This is a genomic window from Halorhodospira sp. 9622 (assembly GCF_022228025.1).
Taxonomy (GTDB): domain Bacteria; phylum Pseudomonadota; class Gammaproteobacteria; order Nitrococcales; family Halorhodospiraceae; genus Halorhodospira; species Halorhodospira halophila_A.
This window is the reverse complement of sequence record NZ_JAJNRE010000041.1, coordinates 1-11024: the sequence shown is the minus strand read 5'-3', so window position 1 is coordinate 11024 and position 11024 is coordinate 1. Positions and strand designations below refer to the sequence as shown.

12 protein-coding genes are annotated in these 11024 nt (G+C 70.6%); 7 read left to right on the top strand and 5 right to left on the bottom strand.

What is annotated here, in order from left to right:
• Positions 1 to 12 precede the first annotated feature (12 nt).
• Entirely contained in the window at positions 13 to 1077 is a 1065-nt protein-coding gene (mtnA, locus tag LRG07_RS12945; RefSeq protein WP_238642605.1) for an S-methyl-5-thioribose-1-phosphate isomerase, read from the bottom strand.
• 38 nt (positions 1078 to 1115) lie between these two features.
• Here mtnA and LRG07_RS12940 point away from each other — a divergent pair, with 38 nt between their 5' ends.
• The 7 genes from LRG07_RS12940 to LRG07_RS12910 all read left to right on the top strand — a co-directional run bounded on the left by LRG07_RS12940 (position 1116) and on the right by LRG07_RS12910 (position 7647).
• Complete coding sequence (locus tag LRG07_RS12940; protein ID WP_201168678.1) at positions 1116 to 2441, top strand: TRZ/ATZ family hydrolase; 1326 nt, start codon at positions 1116 to 1118, stop codon at positions 2439 to 2441.
• A 26-nt stretch (positions 2442 to 2467) separates the two neighbouring features.
• On the top strand, positions 2468 to 3202 hold the full coding sequence (gene ubiG / locus LRG07_RS12935; RefSeq protein ID WP_238642604.1) for a bifunctional 2-polyprenyl-6-hydroxyphenol methylase/3-demethylubiquinol 3-O-methyltransferase UbiG: 735 nt from the start codon (positions 2468 to 2470) through the stop codon (positions 3200 to 3202).
• Entirely contained in the window at positions 3202 to 3894 is a 693-nt protein-coding gene (locus LRG07_RS12930; protein ID WP_201168684.1) for an HAD family hydrolase, read from the top strand. The genes ubiG and LRG07_RS12930 overlap by 1 nt, the downstream gene beginning before the upstream one ends.
• A gap of 9 nt (positions 3895 to 3903) precedes the next feature.
• Positions 3904 to 4755 carry a squalene/phytoene synthase family protein gene (locus tag LRG07_RS12925; RefSeq protein WP_238634148.1) on the top strand — a complete coding sequence of 284 codons (852 nt, stop codon included), beginning with the start codon at positions 3904 to 3906 and terminating at the stop codon, positions 4753 to 4755.
• Positions 4756 to 5204: 449 nt separating this feature from the next.
• Positions 5205 to 5786, top strand: coding sequence for an HD domain-containing protein (locus LRG07_RS12920; RefSeq protein WP_201168725.1), 582 nt, complete (start codon positions 5205 to 5207; stop codon positions 5784 to 5786).
• Positions 5787 to 6169: 383 nt separating this feature from the next.
• Positions 6170 to 6946 carry an SDR family NAD(P)-dependent oxidoreductase gene (locus tag LRG07_RS12915; protein ID WP_238642603.1) on the top strand — a complete coding sequence of 259 codons (777 nt, stop codon included), beginning with the start codon at positions 6170 to 6172 and terminating at the stop codon, positions 6944 to 6946.
• Positions 6943 to 7647, top strand: a complete 705-nt coding sequence (locus tag LRG07_RS12910) for an endonuclease (RefSeq protein WP_201168731.1) — start codon at positions 6943 to 6945, stop codon at positions 7645 to 7647. The genes LRG07_RS12915 and LRG07_RS12910 overlap by 4 nt, the downstream gene beginning before the upstream one ends.
• Here the strand turns inward: LRG07_RS12910 and rluB are convergent.
• The 4 genes from rluB to LRG07_RS12890 are packed head-to-tail and all read right to left on the bottom strand — an operon-like array spanning position 7595 to position 11022.
• Entirely contained in the window at positions 7595 to 8431 is an 837-nt protein-coding gene (gene rluB / locus LRG07_RS12905) for a 23S rRNA pseudouridine(2605) synthase RluB (RefSeq protein WP_238642602.1), read from the bottom strand. The genes LRG07_RS12910 and rluB overlap by 53 nt on opposite strands.
• Positions 8421 to 9038, bottom strand: a complete 618-nt coding sequence (scpB, locus tag LRG07_RS12900) for an SMC-Scp complex subunit ScpB (protein ID WP_370641544.1) — start codon at positions 9036 to 9038, stop codon at positions 8421 to 8423. Before scpB ends, rluB begins: the two co-directional genes overlap by 11 nt.
• 2 nt (positions 9039 to 9040) lie before the next feature.
• Complete coding sequence (locus LRG07_RS12895) at positions 9041 to 9868, bottom strand: ScpA family protein (protein ID WP_201168739.1); 828 nt, start codon at positions 9866 to 9868, stop codon at positions 9041 to 9043.
• The gene (locus tag LRG07_RS12890; protein ID WP_238637316.1) at positions 9865 to 11022 is read right to left on the bottom strand and encodes a tryptophan--tRNA ligase; all 1158 of its coding nucleotides are present in this window, start codon (positions 11020 to 11022) and stop codon (positions 9865 to 9867) included. Before LRG07_RS12890 ends, LRG07_RS12895 begins: the two co-directional genes overlap by 4 nt.
• Positions 11023 to 11024: the final 2 nt, after the last annotated feature.

Here is an 11024-nt window from a genome sequence, read left to right as displayed (position 1 = left end):
CGCTTCGACGACTCAGCCAGCGCCCTCGAGCAGGCGGGCGATGCCGTCGGCATCCGGCTGATGGACCACACCGCGCTCGGTGACGATGACATCCACCAGCTCCGCCGGCGTGACATCGAAGACCGGATTCCAGGCGCCGACCCCTTCGGCCTTCGGCGCGACCCGCTGGCCGCCGGCGTACAGGACCTCCCGGGCGTCCCGCGTCTCGATGGGGATCTGCTCACCGGTGGCCGTCTCCGGATCGATGGTCGAGGTGGGAGCCACCACCATGAATCGCACCCCGTGCTGGCGCGCCGCCAGGGCCACGGCGTAGGTGCCGATCTTGTTGGCCACGTCCCCGTTGGCTGCAATGCGATCGGCACCGACGATCGCCCAGTGCACCTGTCCGGTGCGCATCAGGGCAGCCGCGGCGCCGTCGGCCAGCAGCTCCACCGGGATGCCGTCGGCGGCCAACTCCCAGGCGGTCAACCGAGCCCCCTGCAGCCACGGCCGGGTCTCGTCGGCGAAGACGCGCTCGATTCGGCCATCCGCCCAGGCGGTGCGGATCACGCCCAGCGCCGTGCCCAACCCGCCAGTGGCCAGCGAGCCGGTATTGCAGTGGGTGAGCACCCCGCTGCCCGGCTGGATCAGCCCGGCGCCGGAGCGGCCCATGCGCTGGTTGGCTGCAACATCCTCGGCGTGGATGGCGTGGGCCTCGGCAAGCAGGGCCGACGCCGGATCCTCGTCCTCCGACAGCCGCGAGGCGCAGGTCTCCATGCGCGCCAGGGCCCAGGCGAGGTTGACGGCCGTCGGCCGCGAGCGGCGCAGGGTGTCCATATCCTCGGCCATACCAGCCTGCCACCCGGCGCCGTGGGTTCGCCAAGCCGCAGCACCGGCCAGGGCCGCACCATAGCCGGCGGCCACACCGATCGCCGGCGCGCCACGCACCACCATGTCGGTGATCGCCTGGGCGACGGCCGCAGCGTCGGTGCAGCAGACGTACTGTTCCTGACCGGGCAGCAGACGCTGATCGAGCAGATAGAGCCCCTCGTCGCGCCACTCCAGCGCCCGGACCGTGTCGTGGGAGGCGGTATTCAAGTCGTGGTACCCTCGCTGCAGCAAAAACGGAGCGTATTATGGAACGTGTCGACACTCTGATCCACGCCCGCTGGGTCATCCCGGTCGAGCCGAGCGGCAGCGTGCTCGAGGACCACGGGGTCGCCATCCGCGACGGACGTATCGTAGCCGTCGCCGGCAACGACGAGCTGCGCGGGAGCTACCGGGCGGATACCCAGCACGATCTCGGCGAGCACGTCCTCATCCCCGGGCTGATCAACGCCCATACGCACACCGCGATGACCCTGCTGCGCGGCATGGCCGACGACCTGCCGTTGATGACCTGGCTCACCGAGCACATCTGGCCGGCCGAGCAGCGCTGGGTCAGCGAGGCCTTCGTGCGCGACGGCAGCACCCTGGCGATGGGCGAGATGCTCCGCGGCGGGGTGACCTGCTTTAACGACATGTACTTCTACCCCGAGGTGACCGGCGAGGCCGCCCGTCAGGTGGGCATGCGTGCCCAGCTCGGGATGATCGTCATCGGCGTACCCAGCGGCTACGCGCAGAGCCTGGACGAGTACCTGGAAAAGGGCCTGGCGCTGCACGAGCGTTTCCGCGACGAGCCGCTGGTGCGCACCCTGTTCGCGCCCCACTCGCCCTACACCGTGGATGACGGATTCCTGGGGCGGATCGGCGAGCACGCCGAGCGCCTGGATGTTCCCGTACACATCCACGTCCAGGAGACCGCGGACGAGGTCCAGCAGAGCCTGCGCGAAACCGGCAAGCGCCCCCTGCAGCGCCTCGAGGAGGTCGGCCTGGTCTCACCGCGGCTGCTCGCCGTGCACGCCACACAGCTCGAGCAGACCGAGATCGAACGCCTGGCCGCCGCCGGCGCGCACGTGCTGCACTGCCCGGAGGCCAACCTGAAACTGGCCAGCGGCTTCTGCCCGGCAGCCGCACTGACCCGCGCCGGTGTCAACGTCGCCCTGGGCACCGACGGTGTGGCCAGCAACAACGACCTCGACCTCATCGGCGAGATGCGCACCGCCGCCCTGCTGGCCAAGGCGGTCTCCGGCGATGCCGCCGCCCTGCCCGCCGAGCAGGCGCTGGCCATGGTGACCATCAACGCCGCGCGCGCCTTCGGCCTGGAGGAGGAGATCGGCTCCATCGAACCCGGCAAGTCGGCGGACCTGACCGCCATCTCGCTGGCCGATCTCAACCAGCACCCGATCTACAACCCCCTCTCGCAGCTGGTCTACGCCGCCAACCGCCAGCACGTCACCGACGTCTGGGTGGCCGGCGAGCCCCGCGTGCGCGACGGGCAGCTGACCACGCTGGACCCGGCCGAGACCATTGCCCGGGCCGAGCAGTGGCGGGAACGGATCGCAGCGGAGCGGGCTCAGTGAGGGCCAACGGTAACGGAGGGCAGCCCATGAACCAGGCCGACCCGGGCAGCGAGCGCAACGAGGACACCCGCGAAACAGCGCAGTTCGATGCCACCGGCGACTGGTGGGAGCCGGACGGCAGCCAGCGGGCCCTGCACGACATCAACCCGGTGCGCCTGGAGTGGCTGGAGGCACGGCTCGACGGGCTGGCCGGCAAGCGCATCCTCGATGTCGGCGCCGGCGGCGGCCTGCTGGCCGAGGCCATGGCGCGCCGCGGCGCCCAGGTACTCGGCATCGACACAGCCCGCCAGGCACTGCAGACCGCCAAGCTGCACGCGCTGGAGGCGGAGATCACCGGCGTCGACTACCGCCAGTGCACGGTGGAAGAACTGGCCGAGGAGGCGCAGCGCGGGGAGGTCGAACCCTTCGACGCCGTGGTCTGCATGGAGATGATCGAACACACCCCGCGCCCGGAGTCGGTGGTGGCCGCCATCGCCACGCTACTGCGCGACGGCGGCGATGCCTGCTTCTCGACCATCAACCGCACCCTGCGTACCTACGCCCTGGCCATCGTCGGCGCCGAATACATCCTCGGTCTGCTGCCCCGGGGCACGCACCAGCATGAGCGCTTCGTGCGCCCCTCGGAGCTGACCCGCTGGGGGCGCCCCCAAGGGCTGGTACTCCAGGAGGTCACGGGGCTGGGCTACAACCCATTCACCCGCACGGCGTGGCTGAAGCAGGACACCTCGGTGAACTACTTCGCCCACCTGCGCAAGCATTGATGAACACGCGGCGCGGCGTCCTCTTCGATCTCGACGGAACCCTGGTCGACACGGCACCGGATCTGATCGCCTGCGTCCAGGAGCTGCTCGCCGAGGCGGGGCGGCCGCCAGCGCCGACGGGTGCGCTGCAGACCACGGTCTCCCACGGCGCACGGATCATGGTCAGCCACGCCTTCTCGGTACCCCCAAGCGACCCGCACGCGGTGGCCCTCGAGCAGGAGCTGGTCCGGCGCTACCGGGCCCGCATCGCCGATGAGAGCCGGCTCTTCCCGGGCATGGCCGCGGTGCTCGACACCCTCGAGGGGCAGGACATCCCCTGGGGTATCGTGACCAACAAACCGACGCACCTCACCGAACCGCTGCTCGAGCGCCTGGCACTGGACACGCGCGCCGGGGCGGTGGTCTGCGGCGACACGCTGGACCGGGCCAAGCCCCACCCCGACCCGATCCGGCACGCCGCCGCCACGCTGGGCTGCGCCCCCGAGGCGTGCTGGAGCCTGGGCGATGCCCGCCGGGATATCGACGCGGCGGTGGCCGCCGGCGCCCGCGGGCTGGTGGCCCTATTCGGCTATCTGCACGCCGGCGACCGCCCGGCCCTGTGGGGCGCCCACGGGCTGATCCGCCAACCCGCGGAGCTGCTGGGTTGGCTTGAGCCCGAAGCAGGCGCCAGACTCGACCGCTCCGCTGTCTGAAACCGCGCCATGCCCGCACCCGCCATCCCCGACGACCTGTTGGCCCGGACGGCCCCGCCGGGCTCCAGCCTGGACTACGCCCTGCGCCTGGCACCGGAGCAGCAGCGCCGGCCGCTGCAGGCGATTGCGGCGTTCACCAGTGAGATCCGGCGCATCCCGCTGAGCACTCAGGAGCCCGACGTGGCCCGGGCCAAGCTGCATTGGTGGCGCACCGAGCTGGCGCGGATCCTCGAAGGGGGCGGCGAGCACCCACTGGCCGCCCCCCTGGCCGCAGCGGTCCACGATGACCAGCTGCCGGGCGCGGAGCTGCGCGCCGTGCTCGATGAGGCCGACCGCACCCTGGACGGCGACCGGCCCGACACCTTCGCCGAGCAGCGCGAGCTGACCGAGCGCCACGCCGCGGCCCCGCTACGCCTGGCCGCCCGGGTTCTGGTCGGCGACGACTCGGCCACCGGGTACGCGACGGCACTGGGCAGCGCCATCGCATTGACCCGCAGCCTGCGTCTGCAGGGGCTGGCCGCCCGTTACGGCGACAGCGACCTACCCCGGGAGACCCTGCGCGGGGCCGGAGTGCCGGCGGAGGGAGCACTGCTCCAAGCCGATGGGACGGCCCTGCCCTCGCTGCTCCGGGCGCTGGACGCCCAGGCCGGGGCCATCGAGCCGCTGTTCTCGGCCGCGGGCCGGCGGGCGCCGACGGACCGCGCCGCGGCGCGTGCGCTACGCCCGGTGACGGCGTACGCCGCGCTGCATCAGGCCCTGCTCCTGGAGATCCGTCGCCGCGGGCCGGCGGAGCTGATCCGCGGCCGGCTGACGCTGACGCCGCTGCGCAAGGTGTGGGTCGCCTGGCGGGGGCGGCTGTAGCCTAAGGCGGGCCCCCCGCCGTCGCCCCCTGTTTCAGCCCCCCGTCGCTCCCTGTTTCAGGCCCCCGTCGCTCCCTGTTTCAGGCCCCCGGGCCGGATCGGCGGACGCGCCCCTGCGGGGTTCCCTGTGCTGCTCGCCCGCGCAGGGCCGCGCGCAAAGGAACGGCGCTGGCGCGCCGTTCTGCGCTGCGCGCTGACCAACGCGAACCAGGAAAGGTTCGCGCTGGCCCCCTGCTTGGGCTGCGCTGCTCGGCGCGTCCGCAAGGATCCGGCCCGGGGGCCTGACACAGGGGCGACTGCCGGCGTCGACGGCGATAGGAGCAAACAACGCTTAGCTGCCGAGCCCCTCCCGGCTCCTACGCCCTTGCATGGGCAGCAGGTCGTGAAACCGGTAAAGTAGATGCAGCAAACGCGACCCCGTCGGCCACCATAGACCGCGAGAGCAGGCCCATGACCGATTCGCAGCAGCCATCGGCCCGCGACGAGCAACGCCTCTACGAAGCCATCACCCTCGCCATGTACATTCACCGCGATCAACGTCGGCGTTATACCGGCGAGCCTTACTGGAAGCACCTTGCGGAGGTGGCGGCCTTGACCCGGCTCGGTACGGAGGAGACCGACGCACTGATCACAGCCTGGCTTCATGATGCTGTCGAGGACTCCGGCCTAGAGCCCGGAATGCTCTGCGCCCAGTTTGGAGAGCGTGTTCGCTCCGGGGTGATGTGGCTGACCTGCGCCGCGATCGAGGAGGGCGAGCCCCGCGACCAGCGCAAGGCCCGCGCCGTTAAGCAGTTGCGCCAGGCACCGGGCTGGGTTCAGACCATCAAGTGCGCCGACCTGGCCAGCAACCTTGCCTCCATTGCTGATCACGATCTGGCCTTTGCGCGTCATTACGTCCCGGAGTGCCGGGCTCTCTATGAGTCCCTTGGCCAAGCCAGTCCGCCGGTGCGGATGCTTGCCGCCAAGGAGTTGGTGGCTGCCGAGGCGAAGTGCTTCGCAGTGGAGACAGACCCCCGGGGCACGCCTGCCTGAGGAGAGGCGCCGCTGCCTCGGAGGGCTCGATGGACCTCCCCTGTGTCAGCCCCCCGGGCCGGATCCTTGCGGACGCGCCGAGCAGCGCAGCCCAAGCAGGGGGCCAGCGCGAACCTTTCCTGGTTCGCGTTGGTCAGCGCGCAGCGCAGAACGGCGCGCCAGCGCCGTTCCTTTGCGCGAGGCCCTGCGCGGGCGAGCAGCACAGGGAACCCCGCAGGGGCGCGTCCGCCGATCCGGCCCGGGGGCCTGACACAGGGAGCGACGGCGGGGAATACGCCCGAGGCAATGGCTACAGGCAACCCCGCCCGGCCTACCTTGCTCGCTACCGGAGCGCTGGGTAAGGTACGGCGTTTCCCGTCGTTCACCACCATCAGGGGATAACCGTGGCCGAACAAGCGTTGATCTCCGCCGACTACCAGCCCGCCGAAGACGCCTTCGACGGGCGCGTCATCCTGGTCACCGGCGCCACTGGCGGTATCGGCAGCGCCGTCTGCCGCCGGCTCGCCGCCGCCGGCGCCACGGTTGTCATCCTCGACAAGGACCTCAAGGCGCTCGAGAGCCTCTACGACCGCATCGTCGAGGACAACCACCCAGAACCGGCGATCTACCCCATGAACCTCGAGGGCGCCACCTTCGACAACTTCCCCGAGGTCGCGCAGCGTATCCGCGAGGGCCTCGGCCGCCTCGATGGCCTGCTCCACGCCGCGGCCACCATGGGCAAACCGGCGCCCGTCGAACTCTACGACATGGAGACGTGGTACAAGACCCTCCAGGTCAACCTCAACGCCGCCTTCATGCTCACTCAAGCGTGCCTGCCGCTGCTGCGCGAGTCCGACCGGGGCAGCATCGTGTTCACCAGCGATGCCAGCGGCCGGAATGGCCACAAAGCCTACGGAGGCGCCTACGCCGTCTCCAATGCCGGGCTCGAGGGCCTGATGCGGGTGCTCGCCGCGGAGCTGGCCGAGACGACGAGCGTCTGCGTCAACACCCTCGACCCGGGCATTGTCGCCACCGGGCTGAGGCAGAAGGATTTCCCCTTCGAGAACCCCCTCGACCTGACCCAGCCGCAGCAGGTGGCCGGCGCCTTCCTGCGCCTGCTCGGGCCCGACGGGCGCAGCCACCACGGTCAGGCGCTGAGCGTCGAGCCGGCACCGGCGTGAGCGCGCCCTCGCCGCGCCCCCACCCCGGCCTGACCGGTGAGCGGCTACGCTGGCTGCTTGAGCAGCTGGTCGCCCACCACGGTGAACAGCACTGGTGGCCGGCAGAAACCGCCTTCGAGGTACTGGTCGGGGCCGTGCTGACCCAGAACACCGCCTGGAGCAATGTCGAGCGCGCCATGGAGCAGCTCCGTGGCGCGGGGCTGCTCGATCCCGTGGCCCTGATCGAGGCCGAGGGCGACGAGGTGGCCGAGGCGATCCGGCCGGCAGGCTACTTCAACGTCAAAACCCGCCGGCTGCGCAACCTGTGCATCGCCTACCTGCAGGAGGGCTGCATGGAGGGCATGCAGCTACGGCGCACCGAGGCGCTGCGCGAGAAGCTGCTGGCGGTCAACGGCGTCGGCCGCGAGACCGCCGACGACATCCTGCTCTACGCCTTCCACCGCCCGGTGTTCGTCATCGACGCCTACACCCGGCGCATCCTCCAGCGCCTGGGCTGGATTCAGGGCGACGAGGGCTACGAACGGCTACGGGCGGGTGTCGAGGCGGCGCTGGGGCCGGACACCGCAGCCTTCAACGAGCTGCATGCCCAGATCGTGGCGCTGGGCAAGGACACCTGCCGCCCCACGCCGCGCTGTGCCGACTGCCCGCTCAGCGCCGCTTGCGCCCACGCCGCCGGCGGCGCTGGGGCGCCGTCCGCCTGACCGGCTCCGGCGGGGTCAGGCCCACGTGCTCGTAGAGTTCGCGCTTGTTGGCCTCGTCCAGCTCGTGCAGCTGGCCGCGGCGCAGATCCCGGGGCATCACCACGGGCCCGTAGCGCACGCGGATCAGACGGCTGACCGTCACCCCTTGGGACTCCCAGAGCCGGCGGACCTCGCGGCGGCGCCCCTCGGTGACGATAACGTGGAACCACGCGTTAGCGCCCTCCTGCGGCTCGTCCACCGGCATGGCCGACTCCACCACCTCGAAGTGGGCGGGGCCGTCCTCGAGTTCGACCCCACCCACCAAGCGGTGGACCATCTCCTCGGTCACCTCGCCGTGGATCCGGCAGGCGTACTCCCGCTCAACCCCCGTGGAGGGATGCATCAGGGCGTTGGCGAGTTCGCCATCGTTGGTGAACAGCAACAGCCCCTGGCTGTTGATATCCAGCCGCCCGACGGCGATCCACCGCCCGGGCGTGCGCGGCAGCCGCTCGAAGACTGTTGATCGGCCCTCGGGGTCGGAGCGGGTGGTCACTTCGCCCTCGGGCTTGTTATAGAGCAGCACCCGCCGCGGCGGCTCGCGATGGACCCGCTGCACCGTCTGCCCGTCCAGCTCCACGTGGTCACGGGGCTGCGCGCGATCGCCCAGCTTCGCCACGCGTCCCTCGATGCGCACGCGCCCGGCCTGGATGGCCGCCTCCATCTCGCGGCGCGAGCCCAGCCCGGCGCGCGCCAGTACCTTCTGCAGTTTCTCGCCCGCAGGCTGATTCCCACCGTCACTCGTCACGGGTCGCCCCCTGTTCGTCGTCGCTGGTTGCCGGATCGCCCTCGGCCTCGTCGGGCAGGCGCAGATCCAGCTCCAGATGCGCCTGATCCGGATCCTGCAGCGTGGCCAGATCCGGCAGCTGATCCAGCCCGCGCAGGTTGAAGTGCTCAAGAAACCCGCGGGTGGTGGCGTACATCGCCGGGCGCCCCGGCACGTCGCGCCGGCCCACCACGCGGATCCAGCCACGCTCCTCGAGCGTGCGGATGATCGAAGTACTGACGCTGACCCCGCGCACCTGCTCGATCTCCCCGCGGGTGATCGGCTGCCGGTAGGCAATCAGGGCCAGCGTCTCGAGGACGGCCCGCGAATAGCGTGCCGGCTTCTCCTCCCAGAGCCGCGAGACCCACGGGGCCATGTCGGCACCGACCTGGATGCGGTAGCCGCCGGCCACCTCGCGGATCTCGATCCCGCGCCCCTGGTAGTCCGCCGACAGCTCGGCCACGGCCCGGCGGATGTCGTCACGGCTCGGCGCCCGGTCGGCATCGAACAGGCCCTGGATGCGTTCGAAGGTCAGCGCCTCGCCGGCGGCCAGCAGCGCCGCCTCGATGATGTGCTTGAGTGGTGGCATATTCATCGTGCGCGGATGTAGATCGGGGCAAAGGCGTCGGCCTGGACCAGCTCCACCATGGACTCGCGCACCAGCTCGAGCAGCGCCAGGAAGGTCACCACGACCCCGGTCCGCCCCTCCTCCACCCGGAACAGCTCCTGGAAGGGCGTGTAACGCTCCTCGCTGAGCCCGCTCAGGGTCTCGCTCATCCGCTCGCGGATGCTGATCGTCTCGCGCTCGACGTGGTGGCTCTCATTCAGCTGCGCCCGGCGCATGACCTCTGAAAGGGCCAGCAGCAGCTCGCGCAGGCTGACTTCCGGTGCCTGCGCCCGGGGCCGGCACTCCGGTGCGTCGGCGGCGGCCGGGAAGATATCCCGCCCCACGCGGGGGAGTTCGTCGATCTGCTCGGCCACCTTCTTGAAACGCTCGTACTCCTGCAGCCGGCGGATCAGTTCGGCCCGCGGATCGTGGTCCTCGTCCTCCTCGTCGTCGGCCGCCGCGGGCCGCGGCAGCAGCATGCGCGACTTGATCTCGGCGAGCATGGCGGCCATCACCAGGTACTCGGCGGCCAGCTCCAGACGCATCTCGCGCATGAGCTCGACGTACTCCATGTACTGCCGGGTGATCTCGGCGATGGGGATGTCGAGGATGTCGAGATTCTGCCGCCGGATCAGGTAGAGCAGCAGATCCAGCGGCCCCTCGAACGCCTCGAGGAAGACCTCGAGCGCGTCCGGGGGGATGTAGAGATCGTCCGGCAGCCGTCGCAGCGCCTCGTCACCGACGCGGGCCACCGGCTCACCGCCGCCCGCCGGCTCGTCAGCGGACGCCTGCCCGGCGGCGGTCTCCGTCACCGGTACTCCAGGCCCATGGCGCTGCGCACCTCGCCAAGGGTCTCGCGGGCCTCCTCGCGGGCCTGCTCACAGCCGTCAACGATGATCGAGCGCACATGCTCCGGATCTTCCTCGTACTGTCGGGCCCGCTCGCGGATCGGCGACAGCTCGGCCTCAACGGCGTCGATGATGCAGCGCTTGCACTCCAGGCAACCGATCCCGGCGGTGGTGCACCCCTCTTGGACCCACGCGCGGGTCGACTCGTCGGAGTAGACCTGATGGAAGTCCCACACCGGGCACTTCTGCGGATCGCCGGGGTCGTTACGACGCACCCGCGCCGGGTCCGTCGGCATGGTGCGCAGCTTGCGGACGACGTCGTCGGTGGGCTCGCGCAGGCCGATGGTGTTGTCGTAGGACTTGGACATCTTGCGGCCATCGAGGCCGGGCATCTTCGCGGTCGGCGTCAACAGCACCTCGGGCTCGGGCAACAGTTCCCGGGTGGTGCCGTCGAGGTAGCCGAAGAGCCGCTCGCGGTCGGCGACGGTGATGTTCGGCTGCCCCTCCAGCAGGGCGTGCGCCACCTCCAGGGCCTCGCGGTCACCCTCCTGCTGATAGCGACGGCGCAGGTCGTGGTAGAGGCGCGCATTCTTCTTGCCCATCTTGCGCGCCGCCTCCTGGGCCTTCTGCTCGAAATCCGGCTCGACGCCGTAGAGGTGGTTGAAGCGGCGGGCCACCTCGCGGGTAAGTTCCAGGTGGGCCACCTGGTCCTCGCCCACCGGCACCTCGGTGGCCTTGTAGATGAGCACGTCCGCCGACTGCAGCAGCGGATACCCGAGGAAGCCGTAGGTGGACAGGTCCCGGTCGCTCAGCTGCTCCTGCTGGTCGCGGAACGTGGGCACCCGCTCGAGCCAGCCGAGGGGGGTCATCATCGACAGCAGCAGGTGGAGCTCAGCGTGCTCGGGCACCCGGGACTGGATGAACAGCCGCGCCAGCTTGGGGTTGACGCCGCAGGCCAGCCAATCGATCACCATGTCCCAGACATTGTCCCCGACCACCCAGGGGCTCTCGTAGTGGGTGGTCAGGGCGTGCCAGTCGGCCACGAAGAAGAAACACTCGTACTCGTTCTGCAGGCGCACCCAGTTCTTGAGCACGCCGTGGTAATGGCCCAGGTGCAGCC